Origin of the sequence: Paraburkholderia sp. MM6662-R1, assembly GCF_050436245.1 — a bacterium.
Classification (GTDB): domain Bacteria; phylum Pseudomonadota; class Gammaproteobacteria; order Burkholderiales; family Burkholderiaceae; genus Paraburkholderia; species Paraburkholderia tuberum.
Map to the genome: position 1 here is coordinate 305,208 of NZ_JBNDLV010000002.1, position 19,107 is coordinate 324,314.

15 protein-coding genes, 3 pseudogenes and 1 other annotated feature are annotated in these 19,107 nt (G+C 58.2%); of the genes and pseudogenes, 5 read left to right on the forward strand and 13 right to left on the reverse strand.

The window, feature by feature from the left end:
* Positions 1-753: 753 nt before the first annotated feature.
* Positions 754-867 (reverse strand) — a sequence feature (AL1L pseudoknot).
* Between the two features lie 527 nt (positions 868-1,394).
* The 5 genes and pseudogenes from OKW39_RS22535 to OKW39_RS22555 form a co-directional block, all read right to left on the reverse strand.
* Positions 1,395-1,691: pseudogene (locus tag OKW39_RS22535) on the reverse strand (helix-turn-helix domain-containing protein); the annotation flags it as partial.
* Between the two features lie 216 nt (positions 1,692-1,907).
* Complete coding sequence (locus OKW39_RS22540) at positions 1,908-2,477, reverse strand: (2Fe-2S)-binding protein (protein ID WP_429563715.1); 570 nt, start codon at positions 2,475-2,477, stop codon at positions 1,908-1,910.
* A complete protein-coding gene (locus OKW39_RS22545; protein WP_131315385.1) occupies positions 2,474-3,367 on the reverse strand; it encodes an FAD binding domain-containing protein in 894 nt (297 codons plus the stop codon). Before OKW39_RS22545 ends, OKW39_RS22540 begins: the two co-directional genes overlap by 4 nt.
* A complete protein-coding gene (locus OKW39_RS22550) occupies positions 3,364-5,769 on the reverse strand; it encodes a xanthine dehydrogenase family protein molybdopterin-binding subunit (RefSeq protein ID WP_429563716.1) in 2,406 nt (801 codons plus the stop codon). The genes OKW39_RS22545 and OKW39_RS22550 overlap by 4 nt, the downstream gene beginning before the upstream one ends.
* 348 nt (positions 5,770-6,117) lie before the next feature.
* Positions 6,118-6,816 (reverse strand): NAD(P)H-dependent oxidoreductase, encoded by a 699-nt coding sequence (locus OKW39_RS22555; RefSeq protein ID WP_131315383.1) that lies wholly within the window; start codon positions 6,814-6,816, stop codon positions 6,118-6,120.
* 1,050 nt (positions 6,817-7,866) lie between these two features.
* Between OKW39_RS22555 and OKW39_RS22560 the strand changes: the two genes are divergently transcribed.
* A complete protein-coding gene (locus tag OKW39_RS22560) occupies positions 7,867-8,193 on the forward strand; it encodes a hypothetical protein (RefSeq protein WP_429563717.1) in 327 nt (108 codons plus the stop codon).
* A 178-nt stretch (positions 8,194-8,371) separates the two neighbouring features.
* Here the strand turns inward: OKW39_RS22560 and panD are convergent, their stop codons facing one another.
* The gene (gene panD / locus OKW39_RS22565; RefSeq protein ID WP_131315382.1) at positions 8,372-8,758 is read right to left on the reverse strand and encodes an aspartate 1-decarboxylase; all 387 of its coding nucleotides are present in this window, start codon (positions 8,756-8,758) and stop codon (positions 8,372-8,374) included.
* Positions 8,759-8,948: 190 nt separating this feature from the next.
* A complete protein-coding gene (locus OKW39_RS22570) occupies positions 8,949-9,965 on the reverse strand; it encodes a zinc-dependent alcohol dehydrogenase family protein (RefSeq protein WP_429563718.1) in 1,017 nt (338 codons plus the stop codon).
* A gap of 384 nt (positions 9,966-10,349) precedes the next feature.
* Between OKW39_RS22570 and OKW39_RS22575 the strand changes: the two genes are divergently transcribed.
* Complete coding sequence (locus tag OKW39_RS22575) at positions 10,350-11,291, forward strand: LysR family transcriptional regulator (RefSeq protein ID WP_131315381.1); 942 nt, start codon at positions 10,350-10,352, stop codon at positions 11,289-11,291.
* Between the two features lie 226 nt (positions 11,292-11,517).
* Positions 11,518-12,102 carry a hypothetical protein gene (locus tag OKW39_RS22580; RefSeq protein WP_429563719.1) on the forward strand — a complete coding sequence of 195 codons (585 nt, stop codon included), beginning with the start codon at positions 11,518-11,520 and terminating at the stop codon, positions 12,100-12,102.
* Between the two features lie 125 nt (positions 12,103-12,227).
* Here the strand turns inward: OKW39_RS22580 and OKW39_RS22585 are convergent, their stop codons facing one another.
* From OKW39_RS22585 to OKW39_RS22610, 6 genes and pseudogenes are all read right to left on the reverse strand, one after another.
* Positions 12,228-14,018, reverse strand: coding sequence for a hypothetical protein (locus OKW39_RS22585; RefSeq protein ID WP_429563720.1), 1,791 nt, complete (start codon positions 14,016-14,018; stop codon positions 12,228-12,230).
* 1 nt (position 14,019) lies between these two features.
* Positions 14,020-14,493, reverse strand: coding sequence for a hypothetical protein (locus OKW39_RS22590; protein ID WP_429563721.1), 474 nt, complete (start codon positions 14,491-14,493; stop codon positions 14,020-14,022).
* A complete protein-coding gene (locus tag OKW39_RS22595; protein WP_429563722.1) occupies positions 14,490-15,653 on the reverse strand; it encodes a dsDNA nuclease domain-containing protein in 1,164 nt (387 codons plus the stop codon). The genes OKW39_RS22590 and OKW39_RS22595 overlap by 4 nt, the downstream gene beginning before the upstream one ends.
* Positions 15,654-16,404: 751 nt before the next feature.
* A pseudogene (locus OKW39_RS22600) lies at positions 16,405-16,536 on the reverse strand (IS110 family transposase); the annotation flags it as partial.
* A 192-nt stretch (positions 16,537-16,728) separates the two neighbouring features.
* Positions 16,729-17,013: pseudogene (locus OKW39_RS22605) on the reverse strand (DUF1016 N-terminal domain-containing protein); the annotation flags it as partial.
* Positions 17,010-17,288, reverse strand: a complete 279-nt coding sequence (locus tag OKW39_RS22610) for an HU family DNA-binding protein (RefSeq protein WP_429563723.1) — start codon at positions 17,286-17,288, stop codon at positions 17,010-17,012. The pseudogene OKW39_RS22605 and the gene OKW39_RS22610, both read right to left, overlap by 4 nt.
* A 1,100-nt stretch (positions 17,289-18,388) precedes the next feature.
* Here OKW39_RS22610 and OKW39_RS22615 point away from each other — a divergent pair.
* Together OKW39_RS22615 and OKW39_RS22620 are read left to right on the forward strand one after the other, a co-directional pair.
* On the forward strand, positions 18,389-18,565 hold the full coding sequence (locus OKW39_RS22615) for a hypothetical protein (protein WP_429563724.1): 177 nt from the start codon (positions 18,389-18,391) through the stop codon (positions 18,563-18,565).
* A 3-nt stretch (positions 18,566-18,568) separates the two neighbouring features.
* Positions 18,569-19,107: phage integrase family protein (locus OKW39_RS22620; RefSeq protein ID WP_429563725.1), on the forward strand; the 539-nt coding region annotated here is incomplete at its 3' end.

The following is a 19,107-nucleotide window of genomic DNA, read 5'->3' on the forward strand; positions in this document are numbered from 1 at the left end:
TCCCCTCCGATATCGGTCTTCTTGATCCCCGCCGCTATCCGTACGGTCTGGCAAAAAACAAGAAGCGCCTGTAATTTAGCAATTCTGGATCACCTGAAAGACGAAATCGCTGATTGCAAAAGGACGTGCGCCTTATGGGCTTATCGCACGCCGCAAGACAGCTCAGAGACCGTCTTCTTAGGGTATGAGTCTGCCGACTCAGTTGGTGGGCGAGCGCCCCTGTCTCCGCTAATTTGAAATATGGCTTCATTAAATAAGCCGTGACTGACGAGATCAAGGACAGATGCTGATGCGTTCCGTACACCGGAAGTGCCGGGTGTTAGACATGCTCCGCGCCCCTCAGCGAAAACAGTGGATGCCGCAAGGCAAAAAGTAGCGCTGATACGAAACTCGCGTAGGAGGTGAACCGCATCTAAGCGAAGACAACGCGACAGGCTCGCGTTGCTAAGTGCGCAATCAGCTTATTGAACCTTTGGACCGGGGCAGTTAATCTGGAGCACTTCAAGGCGAAAGGTATTATGGTTATGTCCGACCGCTCGGCGCTGTCCCGCGATGGCGACTACCATGAAAGAGATCGCCGGAAACGAAAGGCCACTCTCTCTACTGTGGCGCTGTGGCCGAGCAGATTGCCCACCCGTAGACCCGCACGTTGGCCCGCCAGATGCACTCGGTTTGCGGCCATAGAGCGTCGCACGGGCACAGGGCTGCGACGGATTGAGAAGGCGCGTGCGGCATGACGCGGGTAGCCCAATGGGGCACAGCCAGAACTTTGCATATCGGCTCGATTCTCAAGGTATCGCGATGCTGATCAATGAGGGCTTTCAGGACTGCGTGCGGCAGTCGAGTTCCGCCTGGAAGAAAAGCGCGTTCGCCAGCTTCAGGATCTCATTGGGGGCACAACTCCTTGAACTCGTGCCTGTGTGCCTGAAGGCGTTCGCGTTCCGGCATGCTCCCTTGGCGCTCGCCGCTATCGACTACATCTCGTTTGACCTACCGCAGCAATGTTTGGCAAGTGGATGCCTCCGGCGACGATAAGTCGACAGGACGCAGCAAATCGTTGCTCATTAGGGAAGAATGCGCCGCTGATGCTTGCCCGACCGCGGCATCGGCGCCAGCGTCGTCTCGCACAACATTGGATTGATGCAGCCCATCTTAAGGCGGAACTTCTCGCCGCCACAAAACACTTTGCTCCAACCACACGTCTCGTCGCGACCGAGCCAGCAAAGCTCTCAGCGGCTCAGAGCAAGCCTCGTGAGGCCAGATTGCGATAGAGCGCGCGTACGCCGAAGGTTCACGGCGCGACTTCCGTGCTCAATTGCACCGTATTTGGCAGTGCGCCAAGTTGTGGTGTCGAGATACTTACCTTGTCGCCGAGGTGGTGCGTAAATCTTGTGAATCAGTTGGGGCAGCCGCTCGTCGTCAATGCTGCGCGGCTTGCTGGGACGTACTTCGTCATACAGCCCGTTGATGCGATGCTCCAGAAGCCGGACACGCCACTTACCCACCGTGGCACGCGTGAGTTCCAGGCGCTGGGCAATTGCGCTGTTGTGCTCCCCGGCAACAGATACCAGCACGATGCGCGCAAGTGTCAACAGCGCCGCCGAAATCGAGCGCGAACTCGCTATCGAAGTCAGTTGCGAACGCTCCTCTTTACTCAATACCAGTTGCGCCTTCGATCGTCCCATCGACATGACGGCATCGCCGGTTCCGGTGATGCCATCATGCTACGCGCACGTAGCCGAGTTAACGATGGGACGGAACACTAGCTCGGGTGCACGCCGCGCTTCTCCGCGATCTCCGCGATCGTCTTGTCACCCTTGACTGACTCAAAGCGCCGCCTCGGCCTTGATGCCGCTGATTGGCTGCGGCGGCGTTGTCTGCCTATCTCTGTTCCTGTCGTACCGGGCTCAATCCTCGCCCTTCGGAGCAGCCTTTCCATTTTGGGCCGTGCTAAGTTCTACCCGGTCGCCTCTTCGACTCCTAATCCGCTCCGCGGCGAGCTGGATGCCGGCAACTATGCTTCGATACCCGGTACAGCGGCACAGATTTCCCGAGAGAGACTCGCGAATTTCCTCTTCGCTCGGATCGAGGTTTGAAGACAACAGTTCTACTGCTGTTAGGACCATACCTGGAGCACAGAAACCGCATTGAAAAGCACTGGCATCGCGAAATGCGGTCTGTATCTCACTAAGAGTACCGTCCTGGTGAGCAAGTCCTTCGATAGTTGTGATCGAGGTACGAAGCGCGGTCGCGGCCAATGTGATGCAGGACTTGGCGACCTTGCCGTCGATCAATACCGTACACGCGCCACAGTGACCTGTCATACATCCCATATGTGTGCCCTTCAACCCCTGCATCTCGCGCACGAAGGTTAGAAGGGACGTTTCAGGGGGTATCAGCTCCTCGCAAAGCTTCCCATTGAGCCGGCAACTCAAAGAAACCGAATCCTCGAACATTTCCTCAACGTTATCTGTCATCGCGTGGCGCTCCGTATCAATCCGCCTCCTAGGCGGGCCCTTTCAATGGCTTGCGAGACAGCTCGCCGTGCACACACGCCGCTCATTGCACGACGATAGTCAGCATCGCCCCTCTGGTCAGAAATCGGATTGCTCACGATCTCTGTGGCGATTCGCTCGATCGCATTCAACAGGTCACCGTCGGCAGGCAGGCCTCTGAGGTCGGCCATGTCCTTGCGCAGGTCACGGGGAAGGGGCTCGACCGATCCTACAACGAGGCTGATTTCCATCAAACTATCGCCATCCAGTTCGACCAGCGCTGCGGCTGTTGCCGAGGCATAAGCTCCATGCGTGTTCTTCAACTTGTAATAGCCCCAACCTGCCACGGGAGACAGCCTCGGCACGAGCACGCGCGTCAAAATGGCATCGCTGCCAAGGCCGTGATTGCTGTCGCTAATCACGGCTGACAATGGCATTGTCCGAACATCGCCATCGCGTGCGACTACAACCGATGCTCCAAGGGCGAGCAGCGGCGGGAGGGTGTCATAGAGCGGATGCATAGAGACGATATTGCCACCCAACGTCCCGCGATTGCGCACCTGCCAACCGCCACCGATTTGAGAAAGTGCATACGCTAATAGGGGTGCATGCTCCGAAACGAGCGGATCGTGCGCCAGTTCTCGATGGACGCAAAGCGCGCCTAAGGACAGCGATTCTCCCTCGAATTCGACACCCTTGAGTTCCCTGAGACCATTTATGTCTACAAGGACTGACGGTGCGAAGACCCGATAATTGAGTGTCGGCATGAGTTCCTGGCCGCCGGCGATCACGGAGGCGCCAGCGCCCAAGCTTGCCAGCAGCTTCGTTGCGTCCTCCAACTTCCTGGGCCTGGCGTATTGAACGCCGATCATGATTCACCTCCACCTTTATGCGCCTGCTTCCCTTTTTGGATCGCCTTCCAAACATTCGGCGCGGAAACTGGAAACTCGGTCAATTCTGCACCCAAGGGCGCGAGAGCGTCGTTGACCGCATTGACCAGCGCGATCGAGAAACCGCCTGCCCCCGATTCACCGGCACCTTTCGCACCATGCGGCGTATGCGGACTGGGCGAGTCATGACTGATCAGGGTTAAGGGTGGCACGTCCAAGGCCCGCAGCATCACGTAGTCCGCGAAACCGCGTGTCGTCATGCCCCCTGTCTCGGAGTAACATTGCTCTTCGCTCAACATGGCGCCCAAGGCCATGGCGAGCGAACCATTTAGTTGGCCTTCGACGAGCAATGGATTGATAGTCTTTCCGCAATCGTGTGCGGCGGTAGAACTTAATGGAGTGACGCTGCCAGTTTCCGGATCAACCTCAACAATGACGATATAGGCACCGTTAGCGAACGTGTTGAAATTGCTGATTCTCCCTTTCTCATCCGGGTTGTGGTTAAGCGCGTCGGCGCGGCAGGTGGCCGTCACCTCCAGCGGTGGAGTGACCATCGAGCCGATCGCGTCATTGTTATGCGTATAGGCGGCCCAACTGGCCTCCCGCAGCGTTACGCTGTTGTCCGTGGACTCGGCTACGAACCGGCCATCCGCGAACCTCACTTCCTCATCGGAAACCTCTAGTAGCTTCGCTGCGACTTTGCCCAGCGTGTCTCGTATTTGACGGGCAGCAGTCACGGCTGCAGCCCCGCCGAGGCAAAGGCTTCTGCTGGAGAAGTTGCCTCCGCCAAATGGACACCGCTCGGTATCGCCCTGCACGACACGCACGTCTTCTATCGCTACGCCGAGTTCGTCGGCAACCATCTGCGCAATCCCCGTCGCGTTGCCCGTACCCGGATCGGTCACCCCGGTGCTGACTGTCACCTGTCCGCTCGCATCGACTTTGACCGTCGAGGCGTCGTAGCCGATAGTCAGAGTAGCTGGAAAGCCGCCGCCCTCGGGACAAACCTCGTAAGCGATTCCGATTCCGAGATAGCGCCCCTCACGTCGCAGTTGATTTTGTTTGGCGCGCATGCCCGCATAGTCGATTGCTTCGACAGCCTTACTGAGCGCACCCGAGTAGTCGCCGGAGTCGAAGACCTGACCAGTAGGGCGCTTGTTGGGAAACTGGTCGCTATCGATGAAGTTGCGCATGCGCAGTTCGACCGGATCTATGTCGAGCTGCCGAGCTGCTCTATCCATGGCAAATTCCAATGCGATGGCAGCGCCCTCCTTGCCGTATCCCCGTAGGGGGTTCCACGGACCTTTGTTGGTCACGACTACCTCGAGTCCGAGATCGACGTTCGAGACATCGTATGGACCGGGAAGAGTCATCATCGTGACGACCGCCATTGGCCAGCCGAGATTGGGAGCCGGCGCGCCAACGTTGGCGCGAATGCGATCGCGCACGGCAAGCATGCGACCATCCTCGGAAAACGCGATTTCAATGCTGTGCTGCTGTTCGCGGCTGCCGGTCATCAGGCATTCTTCGCGCGTCTCTACCCACTTAACCGGTCGCCGTGTCTTCATCGCCAGCAAGCACAGCAACGGCTCCTCGGTGTGGGAGTACATCTTGTATCCGAACGCTCCGCCATTGAGCGGTGCAATAACCCGGACCCGGTTTTCCGGAAGGCGCAACGACTCGGCAAGAAGATAACGCAGAGGGTGTGGCGCTTGTGTCGCGGCGTAGAGTGTCACCATTTTGTCCTCCCCGTCCCACACGGCGTTGTAAGCGCGTGTTTCCATGGGCTGAGCAGAATGGCGGTGGACAGCGATGTTCGCCTTCACAACATGGGCGGCCGATCCGAAGGCTCCGTCAGAGTCCCCGTCCGCCAGCGCCAGGGAGACCATGACGTTAGAATCCCATTCCGGAATCACGTGCGGCGCATCGGGTGCGAGTGCTTCTTCAAGAGTGATGGCGGGCCTGCGGACTTCATATTCGACCTTGACCCGGGCTGCCGCTTGCGCGGCGGTATCCTTGTCCTCTGCGACGATTACAGCGACAGCCTGCCCCTCGAACGTCACGTAGTCGCGCGCAAGGCTATAAATGGAGACATCCTTGCCGCCGATGCCTGAAGGCAAAAAGGGATTCCCCACCGGCCCGATCAAACCGGAGACCTCCTCTCCATCCATTGCAATGACAACACCATGCACGCGCCGCGCCCCCGACAGATCGATCGACTTGATCGTTGCCGAGGCATACGGACTGCGTACGAAATGCGCGTACAACTGGCGGGGAAAGACGTAGTCATCCGTATATTGGACCTGTCCCGAAACTTGCGCTGCGCCTCGCTGGTTGGGCGCCGGACTGCCGACGTAAGTAACCCCGGTGACTTCCCTTGTCATCGACCCCTCCCAATAGCCTGAATTGTTTGTGAACTGAGCGAGTAACCCGTCTCCTGATCGCCACCTAACAGGGGCAAAGAAACCGAAAAGGCCGACGACGGATCAAAACTCAGGTTACGTCCTACCTGCAGGAGCACTCAACTGATAGTTTGCGAAATGCAGCTTCGATTCTGGCGAAGCACGGCGAACAGCGGCGAAACACGGAACGGCAGCGGACTTCAAGCGGTGGCTGACGGTGCCGACGACGACCCGTGGGAGTCGTTCGACGTCACGCCTATGCCAGACCCGAAGGGCAGTGTAAGCGGCGTTCGATGTTCGGCACGTGCGGTCGTCCTCGTCAGCCGCTCTTCAAACCTTTACGAGCAACTTGTTCTCCCGCCGCTCCCGAAACGTCATGGGCTCCTCTGTCCACATCCGACTCAGCCGGGCTTCATATTGATCCAACATCTCTTGTCGTTCTTCAAATGATTTCTGGCTCGGCCCCCAACTCACGAACGGCCGAAGGACGTCAAAACCAGTAAATCGGAACATTCCGAAATTTACGTGATACAGAATATCCTCGATGTGTCCGAGGCCGCTCTTGTCGCTGGTGTACAGTGATTCAACAGCACCGGTGGTTACCGAAACCATCGCTCTACGTCCGCGCAAGCAGCCTGTCTCCAGCATGTTTTGGTAGCCGTAGACCTTTCCGAAAGCAAATACCCTGTCAGCCCATCCCTTCAGTATCGCCGGGACCGAGAACCACCAGAGAGGAAACTGGAAAATCAAAGCGTCGCACGCAAATAGCTTGTCGATCTCCTGCTGAACATCGAGCGCAAAGCCACCGTTGTTCGAAGCATAGTCCTCTTCAATTTGCTGCTTGAAGAAGTCGGCGTTGGCTGTTGTCAGGAAGTTCTCTCGCGAAGAGCGCGGTTGCCATGTCATCCGATAGAGGTCGGAAACGACGACCTCGTGCCCAGTCGATTCCAGGCATTGTATTGCCCTCTCAGTGAGAGCTCCATTAAAGCTTTTCGGCTCCGGATGCGCGTGAACAATCAATACTTTCATCAGACTCTCCCATCCATTGGTGACAATGTCGCCTTCGACTTCGGCGATCCATTCTGAACGACGACCGAGGCTTTCATCCCGCCGGGGTCCTCGCGTTGCGCACCCTCGAACACGCGACGACACCCGTCGCCCAATCCGCCGCATTCCGTGCTCGTAAAGATTGACTTTCTCCTCTCCGGCGCTCGGCAACTTCGGCTGTCTCACTTCAGATAGCGCGCGATACCGAGTTCAATTCAGGGTGCGGCGTACCATCCCTCCCAGCTGGATGACCGCGGCGCGAGGTGCTTCAACAGCCTGCTAGCGATTAGACAGAGGGGAGCTACGAGGGTCAACGCTTCGCCACAGGCCGTTCCGTACTTCGGATGCGCGGCAGGTATCATATGCAGCACAAGTGCGCGGGGCCCCGATAATCAGAGAGCGGTGCTTACTTCCGTATATTTGACTGATGCGTCCCGGCACACGGTGCGATGGGTCAGGCAAACCCGCAAACTTTCACATGGTCTCGAGATGACCCGCAGCCTGCGAGAGGTTCATCCAGCCTTCGGACGACTGTTGCTGGGTGCAATAGCACGCAATGCCATGCTTGTGGCTGCGTGACGCAATGATCGCGCAGGTCCAGGCATTGCCTGAACGGTCGGCATACCATTCCGGTCGCAACGCCAGCTATGATGCTTTTATCGCAAATTGTTGCGAGGGGACACGAACAGCGTCAACAGTTTCTCTGCTGTTGCAGCGGCATTACGAAACGCAGTACCTTCGCAAAGATATAGAACTTTGGCAAAGAGCCGATCTCGAATTTGAGAGAAGTGATAGGCGGGCGTATATTTCGATCGCCGCGCCACTCCTTGCCACGCCATGGCTTATCGCGTACACAATTGATAGTCGCTCGCATAGTGCCATCATCATGGGTCGCTGAAGCAGAGGGAATGTGTAGGCTCAGAGCTTCGACCGCACAAAGTGAAGTTTCATGCCGATGTTAAGCCAATCGATAAGCCTCGGTGCGACGCAGGGCGCCACTGACGTTACTAGCGATCGCATCGAGGACCATCTGTGACCACATCAATGATCGCAGAGCGAACCCAACCACACTGGTCGAGTGCCGCAGCGAAACGGCACGGGTGTCCGGCGTGGGCGCTGGAGTACGCACGCGAATCGTCGCGCCGTTATCCCATCAGATTCGACGCGACCCGCGATAACTTCAAACTTGGGCACATCTTCCTGCGGGACCGCGGTTATCACACTGCCGTCTATTGCGAGACGCAGGTGCTGCGCACGGTCGAGAAGTTGAGTTTCCGTGAACCATCCGACACGGAACTAGTCATTTACAATGTGCTCACCGCAGTTGATAGCCTCACTGCAATCAGTCGCGTAGGCTAAGGTGCGTAGTCCGGCGAGATCAGCGACGTTGCGCGTAGCAGCGCGGCAGGAAACAGCGGCGCCTTGGAGGCTCGCATAAGTGGCCGGCGCCCTACCGGTCGCTTTGCCGTATCGTCTCCTCGAAGAGGCTGCTTACACGGTGCCGTCGAGGAACTCGATTTCGCGCTTCACCTACCAACTAAGACCAGTTCTGCGTCGGCACGTAATCGCGGCTGCCCTTGATCTTGTTGTCCCCGTCGACGAAAACCAAATCTGGCTTCCAGCGGGCCTTCAGTTCGGCTTCGTCGACCGTTGCGAATGCTGCAATGATCACGAGATCGCCGAGATGCGCACGACGCGCAGCTGAACCGTTCAGCGAAACCATGCCGCTACCGCGTTCCCCCTTGATCGCATACGTCGAGAAGCGCTCGCCGTTGTTAATGTTCCAGATATCGATCCGCTCGTTTTCGACGATATTCGCGGCTTCGAGCAGATCCTCATCGATGGCGCACGAGCCCTCGTAATGCAGTTCGCAGTGTGTGACAACCGCGCGGTGAATTTTCGATTTCAGCATGTGGCGATGCATTGTGTGTCCTTACCAGCAAGCGGTTGATGGCGGGATGGTGGATACAATACGCGCGTTGCGGCCGCACGTGGTCAACTGCGAAGAGCTCCCGTTCCATACGAACACCTAGTCGGGTGCCGCGTCTGTACGCGTTAGCGAAAAGCTCCGAAGGCGACAATTCTTCCGCGTCGCCAGGCACACACGGGTGCCCCTACATCTCGATCACAATCTTGCCGAAGTGCCCGCCGCGCTCCATCAGTGCGAATGCTTCGGCGGCCCGCTCCATTGGGAACACGGCTCCCACAACCGGCTTAATACCGCATGCGTCGATGGCTGTATTCATAGCCTCGAACTGATCGCGCGGCCCACATGCGATACCTCGGACGCTGACCGTTTTTTCAAGGAATGGCACGATGTTAAGGCTTGTCTCTGTGCTACCAAGGAATCCAACGATGGCGGCGCGTCCGCCCGAGGCCATGGCCGAGAGTGCCCTCGGTATGGTCGACCCGACGGTCTCTACCACTACGTTCACGCCCCGGCCGGCTGTCGCCTCCAGCACGGCGTTGTCCCAGTCCGCTCTCGTGCGGTAATTGATTGCATGATCGGCACCCAGCGCGAGCGCACGCTCCGCTTTCTCGTCGCTTGAAGTAATGATTGCGACCCGCGCTCCCATTGCCTTTGCCAACTGTAAGCCAAAGAGCGCTACGCCGCCCGTACCCTCTACGAGCACCCACTCGCCTGCCTTGGCGCCAGTTTCGATCAATGCCATCCAAGCCGTTACTGCAGCGATGGGAAGCGTTGCCGCCTCCGCGTCCGACAGGCTGAGCGGGGCGGCCACTGCATCCTCGGCCGGGACCACAACGTAGTCTTGCAACACACCCGGAAGCGGCCATCCGAGCATTCGACGTTTGCCGACGAAAGTTCCGCTGAGCCAACCTTGAATCAGCGTCGGTATGACCCGCTCTCCAAGCTCAAATCGCGTAACACCTGCCCCAACCTCCACTATCTCGCCGCAGCAATCAGATAGTGGTACCAAAGGGTACTTGATTCCCGAGCTATAGGTCCCTTTGACGATCACCAAGTCTCGATAATTGAGACTCGCGGCCCGAACGCGGATCAAGACTTCCCCTCGGCCGGGGCGAGGAATCGGTTGTTCAATGATCTTCAAATCGTGAATACTATTGGAGCGCACCTCGATCACGCGCATGGTTTCACTCTCTATGCTCACGCTTGCCTCCTGTTTCATTGTCGGGCGGCGTTCTCCGCGCCCTCGTCAAACTTCGCCGGTGGCGGCAAATGTGTCAACGTAGGCGATCGCACTGTTCCGTACTTTGACGGATCGAGGGCGGTCGTTGATCGGGCATTGCGCAGGGGTCCGGCAGATGGCAGTCGCGGGCCGCGCGGCACGAGCCGTTCGCTGGACACGACCGGAGCGCTCGGGTAGTGTCCTGCGCACTTCATATCGTCCTGTTGGAGGCGGCACCCAGGAGATCGAAACAGCGTTCGACACCGAGACCGCGGTGCTGCAACACCACACCAGTCTCGGTCGGGACCGTTAGACATCTTGCACGTGACCGCGCGCGGGGCGAACTCATCGCAGGGAAAATGGTCAATGGACACGCTACACATGATGCGGATATTTGTTCGTATTGCAGAAGAGGGCAGTTTCACGGAGGCAGCTCAACGCCTGAATATCACGAACGCCAATGCGTCGCGGTCGATCGCGCAACTGGAGGCGCATCTGCGCGCACGCTTGCTCAACCGCAGCACGCGCCGCGTCGCGCTTACCGAGGCCGGGCAGCGCTATCTTGAACGATGCGAGCGGATTCTCGCCTATGTCGAGGAGGCCGAGGCCGAAGCCGCTGATGCGCACGCCCGGCCGTCCGGAAAGTTGCGGGTGCATGCGACATCGAGCTTCGGCCAGACATACGTCTTACCGGAAGTCTTGCGCTATCGGGAACAGAATCCTGCAGTATCTGTCGAGCTGACGTTATCGCAGCACGTTCCGGACCTCCTCGACGAAGGCTATGACGTCTCGCTTCAACTGACTATGACGGATCTGCCCGATTCGGGCCTCGTATCGCATCGGCTCGGCGAAGTGCCCAGTGTGCTCTGCGCGGCGCCAGCCTATCTGAGAGAACATGGCACGCCGCGCTCCGTGCAAGAGCTTCGGGGGCACGCTTGTCTACAGATCGTCGCGTCCGTGTTTCCGCGCGATCGCTGGCATCTGGAAGGACCACATGGCAGTGAAACGTTTGAATTTCCGCCAGCGGACCTTCAGGTGAACGCTATCGAAGCGCTGAGCGTTGCGCTGCGGGAGGGCGTTGGCATCGGCTCGCTCCCCATGGCGACGGCGTTGCCGGCGCTGCGCAGCGGCGCGCTAATCCACGTGCTGCCCGACTATCAGTTGCAGAAGCTGACCGCTTATGTGTTATACGCGTCACGCCAGTATCTCGATGCGAAGATCAAGACGTTCGTGGATTTCCTTCGGGAAGTCGTTCCGCAGGCTCTGGCGGCCGACCATGCGGCATTGTGCATGTCCGGCCAGCCGTGATCCAGCGCATCGCAGGCCACTCATTCCGGGGCGCGGCTGTCGCCTTACTTTAAGAGCAATCACGGGCGCACGTAAGCAAAGGAGCAGTCAGTAGATTGCTTACGCCGACGATATAGTCTTGCAGTCGTTCGATAGCGTGCGCCGTAAATGTTCGATTCGTTATCGGAGTTGCTCCCACGGCATAGTTGCCCCCGTCCGCCTCAAGCGCTATTTTATTCGAACGCGCTTGAGCAATTCCAGACACGCGGATCGAAGCAAGCGCAACGAATACAACCATCCGTCGAACAACATAGCCCGGCCTGATCGCGCCGTCGGGCGGAGCAAGACTGGTTCCGACGCCATGTCTATGCAGACACGCCCCGTCCCTCACAACGAGTGCCCGCACACCAATCCGGACGACCTGTTTTCGAAAAAAAGCATCGCGAAACCCGGCTATTTGGATAAGTTTTCTTATCGTGATGCCACGATTCAGTTGTCAAACACGTCTCGTCCAAAACACGCCCGGTCCGGAGGAGCGCCCTATTTTTCCTCGATCGAGTCAGTTGCTGCGGTTCTGATGAGCCGGCTTTGCTGCGCAGCTACATCGGAAGGTTGCTCGCCTACGAATAAATTGGACGCAGCCCTCGCCTCTAGATTGCCAGTGGTCGGCGCGCGAGCTAGTCAGTGGCATCAGGCTCAAACCATCCGCATCCCCGCGTGTGAACAAGTGAACAACTACCCATCCACGCCCGCCGCGCAGACCGGCGAACCGATCACGGCCTTCGGCCTCTTGCGTGAGATCCGTGGGATTCAAGCTGCACGGTCGGCCTAATGCGTGCCCCGATTCTCGCCGCTGCCATGGTCAAATGACCATGATCCGAGGCAATCGGCAGCTTGCCACGTTCACGAGCAGCGACCGGATGAGCCGCCAAACCGCGCGACCTGCTTCGGCGCACGTCACTGCGTAGGTAAAGTCGGGAAAAAGTGAGTACCGGGTTTGCCAAGGTACATAGGCTGTTTGGCCCCGGGATACGAAGGCAGCCACTCCGCATCGAGCGGCCCAATAGCATGGCGATATTCCGTGGACGAAACTATAAGCTGGCCGCCGTATTTGTTGCAAACAGTATGCAATTCGGTCAGATAGTTCGTAAGGTCTGCTCCGTCCAGCTCGTGTTGCTTCGGGGTATCAAGGATCAGGAATCGGAAAGGCCGGTTTTGGTCTTGGAGGTAGGCCTCAAACAGTGCGGCGTGGATTGCGAGCACAAGACGGCTACGTGTACTGCCCGTGAAGATGCTCAAAGGCTCAGTGCCGAACGTAAATCGAAAAGCGAAGTCGATCTCGATCTCGCGTGAGACGTTAAGCGTCTGCAGGATATCCATCCAACGTACAAGCGATGATCGTAGGCCTGCACGTAAGCGTTGGAACTCAATCTCGCCGCGGACGTTGTTGTTGAGAAGCTCAATTTTATCCTGCAGCTTTCCACGATCGCTATCGAGTTGGACGTACTTGCGGCGTTCACCCGCTAAAACTTCCGCCGCTGCGCGCTTCTGCTCGATATCTAGAAGCTCTTTGGTCAGCTCCTGTACGGCAACGATTAGATTGTCCGTCGAAGTTACTTTGGGTATCGCCTCCATTTTTGAAACGATAAGTTGGCGCTCTGCTTCGTCCTCTTGGATACGATGCTCCAGAACCTCCAACTGTACCTCCGCGCGAGCCGTGTTAGCCTCAAGGTCCTTGATCTGATCCTTCAGGTACATCAGATTCTTCCCGTACGAATCTGAGCTGGACAAGAAGAGCCCACAGTCTGGACGACTGCAGATTTCCCCAAACGCCTCGAAGGCGCGACGCGATTGCTCGTTGAACGACAAGGTTTGAATTTCGCCTTCTATCTCCGCGCGGATCGAGTCGATACTCGCGATGCGGGTGCTTAACTCATAGAATTCGCGTCTCGCCACCCGCAGCTTTTGCTCCTTGGCGATGACTAGGTCGCGGAGGGCGTTGCTGGCAACGTCCTCGGAGTTCATAGACTCTCGGAGTTCGGCGAGCTGTGAACCGATGAGTTGCGATCGCGAATTAAGAAGGTCAATGACGACAGGGGAGTCATCGACGCGCTCTGACAAATCAGCTACGGCTTTCTGCTGGTTTACAATCCGTCGCTGCAGCGCAATGAGTTCGTCTTTTGCGTCGAGTAGGTCCTTCTGTGCCGAGTACGACCGCTTGGGCGCCAGGCCGAAGACAAAACGAATCATCTCCACGAACTGATCTTGTATGAACGACGATGGTGCGCTGTAGGGGTCAAGATAACCACCGTCTTGCTTGACGTAGAAGATCGGTAGAACGGTAGAAATATATGGCCGGGTTGCTACGCGCTGTGTGCTGACCAGTAGAGGCGGAGACATCCCTAAAGTCTGAAATAAGGCTGTCGAGAACTCACCTTCGCTGAAGAATTCGCGCGCAACGTCCCCAGCCCGCGTAGTGATGTGACATTCGCTGCTTGTGAGTTCCCGGCGCGCCTCGATCAGGCTATCGCCGTGGGAAAATGTGAGCACGATAGAGGAACAGTGCTCGCGGATGTCCTCACGGAATGTCGTCGAAAATCCCAGACAGAAACCGATAGCTTGGATAAGCGGTGTCTTACCGCTGCCATTGCGTGCGAACAATGAAGTTGTGCGCTCACCAAACCTCAGCGGGCGGCTTTCCCAGCCATTGACGCCCCGTGACACAAACTGAAGAGACACAAGCTGCATTTCAAACTTCCTCTCTGATTCGACGCTCTGCTCGAATATTCTCGTAGCTTCGTTCTATGTTCATCAACGCTTCGGCGAGCGGCGTTCCACTGTCAAGTACAGCCACGACAATCTTTCGACCGGCGGGAGTGGCGCTGACAGCATTGTGCACATCGACAATTGCAAATCCGGCTCGCTCTAAAAACGTTAATGCCTTTACCGTTCGAATTCGAAGGTTCGCCGACCAGCCGATCCCTTGCGACGATCCTTTGAAGCCGCTTACCGTTCGCTCAAGACACTCGCCGACCAATTGCCCTAGTTCTGAGGTCCGGGGCTTGGCTCGGCCCTTGGACAACCCTAGGATCACCATGGCGAGCAACGGCAGCTGAAAAAGCGCCTCGTTGTCCAGCGTCGAGGCATAGTCTGCCCGCGCAGGCGGAGGCGGAAGTCGCATCTGCCTCTCCGACGCCTTCCGAAAAAATTCTTGGTAGTTCATCTCGAGTATTTCCGGACCAGAACAGCGTTCATAGCACCGAATACCAGCCCTTCGTCAAGGCCCGCGAACGTCTTCAACGAGGGTTCGGCGACGAAATGTTTGATGAGATCGTGCATTACAGTGAAATCCCCGCCACGCGTCTGCCACAATTCAAACAAGGTATCAATACGTTGTAGCAAGGTGGCGAGCTCAAACGGCGTGTAAATGTGACGTGCGTTTCGTAGCCACATATCCCAGCTAACCTTCTGCTGTGCTGCGTAGTCGATCATGGGCTCATCTGCTTCAGCTCGTCGATACCATCGCTGAATGACAGAGGCCGTTTTCAGTGCACGTTCGTCTTCGCCCGCACACAACGCATCGTAGACCGACCGTGAAATACTGAGCACGCTGAGCAGATCATCCAACTGTACACCGATCAGCGCAGCGATGCCGTCAGGCGGGACGCCCTCCAATTTTGTTCGCGCCTTGCGATAAACGAGGTCAACGAGACCGTCCGCTAGTTGTTTGGTCTCGTGGTAGGTGAGATCGATCTCGCTATATCTGTGGACCGCAGATCTTGCAGCGTCACTGAATGACTCACGGTCCTTTCCGATGTATCGAACCGCCGGCTTCAGTGAAAGTTTGCTCAGAACAATCTCTGGCACGATGTCGCTGTCCGATTCGATCAGAAAGATCGCAGAGAAATTATTGGCGAGAAAGGTCGCGGCTTTCGACTTGGGCGCCTTGCCGCGAAGTTCATCTACGGTCTTGACGACCGAATCGTCGAAGTGAACGTTCGATAACAGCGTGACGTCGCTACAGGTTTCCCCGAACACAATACCGTGAAGAATAAGTTTTGCCGCGAAGCTCGAACGAACCTTTTTAAGGCGTTCATCATCGACTTTGACTCCAGATTTAGACAAGCCGAAAATTTCGCTTAGGCTGTACTGATCGTTCTCTTTTTTCTTTGTTTTAACTTGAAAAAAATGATAAGAGATGTGATCACCAATCTTCTTGCGAACGACGAAATCATCGTGATAGTCGCAATAGACACAATCGACGCCATTGCCCTCCAGAATTTCAAGTGCCGCGTATGCAGCCGCTTGAAATTGCATATCAAATCGCGAAATGGTGTCGCGACCGACATCTTCCCCGGGTGCGAGGGCTTCAATGGTCCTCATGTTTCACCTAATATAATTTATCGCGAGAAATTTATCACAGTTCGCACCTTACAGCGGTGATCCTCGCGCTTTGACGCGGTAGAAGTAAAGACTATGCTGCCAACGGCAGCAGCCGTTCCGGCGTCGCGCCGCCAAGGCTGAAGCTGGGCCGCGCGTCAATGATTTGCCACATCCATTGCGTGACAGACTACTAGACTAGGCAAGCGGTGCTGCGGATACCGCCGAATCGACGTGTATCAATGGCGTCATATCGGACGACTTCGCATAACCGCTTTCGGACGCGGCCAATGTCTGTTAGGGATCGGCAGCGTCCGACGCTAGGCGATCTCTCGCGAGATTCATTCAAACAGAATCGGACCGCGATCGGCCGATTCTGTTTGCAAGGACTTCCCCCGAAAGTCAAGATCGGAGTGAGATTGGTTGGCGCCGGTAAATGTACGACGCCAAAGTGCTGGTGGTCCAGTTGGTCGGGCAGCCATATCACTTCTCCTTGTCAGCTCAGGCTTGCGCTCCGAAGCAATACCAGGAACAGACTGCGTCTTTGCAAACGGCCTTGTTGCCCGAGATGTAGCGGGCGGGCGATGATATGAGCCGCACAGGAGAACCCTATTTGAAAACCGGCGAACAGGCACGAGGCACCAGGCCCCATGCGGTAATGACTCGCCAACAGAATCGTCGGGTTCTTCTCCGGTTCGGTCCGACCTCGTCTCGCTATCGCGTCGAGCAGTAGTTGAATCTCAGGCTAACCGGGTCATGCTGTAGCGGATGGTAACGGCGGATGCATGGGATGGCGTTGCCATGCATCGGCGTCGTAGTGGTCGTTCTTTGCGAGCATCGCCCACAACATCCGGGCATGCTTGTTGGCAATCGCAATCAGCGTCTTGTGATAGCTCTTGCGTTCGTGGACCTGTCTGATCCGCCCGTTGTAGCCGGCGTGCGTGCGCGGGGTCCGCACGCAACGCCGACTGCAACGTACTTCGGGCGTCCTGAACAAGCAGCGCGCGCAGATAGACGGCAGCAATTTTCCAGACGGCGTCTGGAAATTTTCGGGAGCTGCGGATTTTCCAGTCACTGTCTGGAAAATCTCCGCTGCCGGCCAGGCGACGTAGAACGCGCGCATGCTCGCCAGATTGGCCTTGCCGAACCCACGGCCGAAGCGGCGTGTCAGGTCGTCGGCGAGTCGCGCGATCAGCGCCTGCCCGCCCTGCTCCGTGGCGACAATCTGCCGCCCGATCTCCCAGTAGGCGGCGGTCATTACGGCATTGACGTTGCGTGCCGCCGTGCGTCGTGCCGACTCGACGACATTGACCACTTCCTTGTGCAGCCCGGCGTAATCGCCAGGCATCGCGTCCTCCGTCATGACGCGTTGACGGCATCCTTGAACGCCTTGCCCGCCGTGAACTTGACCGTCTTCGCCGCAGGGATCTGGATTTCCGCGCCAGTCGACGGATTGCGGCCGACACGCGCCACCCGCGCCCCGGTCGAAAACGCGCCGAACCCGATCAGCTGCACGGTGTCGCCCTTCGTGACGGTCGCTGTGATGGTGCCGGGCAGCGCGTCGAGCGTTTCGGCGGCCAGCGCCTTGCTGGTGCCGGTTTGGGCGGCGATGGCGTCGACGAGGTCCTGCTTGTTCATGGTGATGTCCTTCAGGTTGGGTTGAATGCCGCCACCCTACCCGATCCGCTGACCGGTGCGCAACCGGCTTCAGAGCGGCGCCACCGAGCTGGCCTTGATGCAGCCAACGTTGCCCACCGGTGGCACGGCCCTCAAAGGTCACCTTTTGTGGGGCGGCCCGCTTTCCTGACGGGCCGGCGGCGCCGTCCGTCACCTCGATCGCGGCCTGCGCACTGGATACCGCGCCCCATGCCGCAGCGCAACCATTCCGCGTTCCGCGCCGGGATCGGTTGGCACGGCAGTCAACGTCGTCCGACGAAGCGGCAAATATCGAGCGCCATCCTTGCCGGCTTGTGCGCCGCCCGTCGCGCTCGCCTCGCCTTCAGGCGCTGCCGCGCGCACCTGGCGAACTCACATCAGGCTGTTCCCAGGGGCGCCCGGCTACGAAAAGCGGAGAACGGCCGGCCGATTCGCGTCGCCTCCTCAGTTTTGATAACTGCTATTACCAAGACCAAGTCGCCGCGCGATGCTGAGCGTTGCGTCCCGCCGCTCAACCGGGTGTCGGCGGTCAGGGGCACGCCCTCTCACGGCGCTTAATGGTGATACGTCATATTGCACTACGAGTTCATGCCGCCGCGCCTTTTCGCCGCCTGTGTCCCGATCCAGCAAGCGACCTCCCGAAAACGCTCACCTATCGTCACGGCAACGCCACGTCCCGGAGCTCTGGCGTATGGGCTCTGACGCAATCGTCATAGTCCTTGCTCCGCATCCAACAGGAAGCGTGGCGAGCCAGTAAACCGCGTCTCGGCGAACCGGGCCTCGGCGGGACGTCATTGACCGCGCTGCATGGCCGGTTTGTCCCGAAATGAAGGGGTACATAGCCACAACTATCTACCCCTTCGCATTCGCGATGGCGCCCCAGGCAACCGGCGCCACTGAGAGCATCGCTTGCGTCCGGGGACCCGTTTCAACTGTTCAGGAACGCGCCTGTCGCCGCGTTCAATCCTGATAAGTCGTATTATCAGGATTACGTTTAATGGTCTAAAATCGGGGGAAGGCGCTTTACACCACGCCGCGCACGGCCCTTCGGGGCCTCCCCCGTCTACGAAATAGGAGCCTGGATGGCCCAGCTTGCTGTTGATGTCCGCCAATTACTAAGCGCTACGGCAATGGCCCCACAGGACGTCGACTACGCCGATGCCTTCTGTGGGTGGGGCGGTCCGCTGCTGGGCGGCATGCTCGACTTCCGCGGGCCGCCCGATCCTGAATTTCCGGCCGCCCCTCTCGCCGAGGACTGAAACGTGGCCAACCAGCCTCAGAAGGTCCTGCGGGAACGCGGCTACACCCGCACTGATTTCACCGCGTTGCGCGCTTACGTACAGCGCGTGCCGGCGGCAACGATCGCGCGACTATATTTCACCGAAGATGAGGACGGGAACGCGCCGACGGCAGCCTGGGCTGACGGGTATCTGCGCCGCATGCAGGCCGATCTCGTCAGCCTTGCGGTCGAGCATGGCTCGCCAGTTCTCGCCGACCATCTGAAGGCCTCCGCTAAAGCGCATGGCAGCGCGCGCCTCACGGCGGTCACCCTCAAGATGGTGGAGCAGGCGGCGACGCTGGCCGTCGCGCAGCCACAGCCTGATCACGGCGTCGGCATGTGGTTCCGCCCGCTGGTCGCACAGCGTCTGAAGGCAGAAGGCATCGCGACGCTTGGCGATCTGATCGACTTCTGCAACGGACGCGGCGGGAGCTGGTGGCGAGCGGTGCCGCGGATCGGCGCGGGTCGCGCCCGGCTCGTCGTGGCGTGGCTGCGCCGGCACGAGGTCGCCCTCGGCCGACG

Coding starts and splice junctions, on each gene's coding strand:
- OKW39_RS22610 (WP_429563723.1), bottom strand. CDS start 17,288: ATGAACAAGCAGGACCTCGTCGACGCCATCGCCGCCCAAACCGGCACC.
- OKW39_RS22545 (WP_131315385.1), bottom strand. CDS start 3,367: ATGATCGGCGTTCAATACGCCAGGCCCAGGAAGTTGGAGGACGCAACG.
- OKW39_RS22575 (WP_131315381.1), top strand. CDS start 10,350: ATGGACACGCTACACATGATGCGGATATTTGTTCGTATTGCAGAAGAG.
- OKW39_RS22585 (WP_429563720.1), bottom strand. CDS start 14,018: ATGCAGCTTGTGTCTCTTCAGTTTGTGTCACGGGGCGTCAATGGCTGG.
- OKW39_RS22555 (WP_131315383.1), bottom strand. CDS start 6,816: ATGAAAGTATTGATTGTTCACGCGCATCCGGAGCCGAAAAGCTTTAAT.
- OKW39_RS22550 (WP_429563716.1), bottom strand. CDS start 5,769: ATGACAAGGGAAGTCACCGGGGTTACTTACGTCGGCAGTCCGGCGCCC.
- OKW39_RS22540 (WP_429563715.1), bottom strand. CDS start 2,477: ATGACAGATAACGTTGAGGAAATGTTCGAGGATTCGGTTTCTTTGAGT.
- OKW39_RS22615 (WP_429563724.1), top strand. CDS start 18,389: ATGGCCCAGCTTGCTGTTGATGTCCGCCAATTACTAAGCGCTACGGCA.
- panD (WP_131315382.1), bottom strand. CDS start 8,758: ATGCATCGCCACATGCTGAAATCGAAAATTCACCGCGCGGTTGTCACA.
- OKW39_RS22595 (WP_429563722.1), bottom strand. CDS start 15,653: ATGAGGACCATTGAAGCCCTCGCACCCGGGGAAGATGTCGGTCGCGAC.
- OKW39_RS22590 (WP_429563721.1), bottom strand. CDS start 14,493: ATGAACTACCAAGAATTTTTTCGGAAGGCGTCGGAGAGGCAGATGCGA.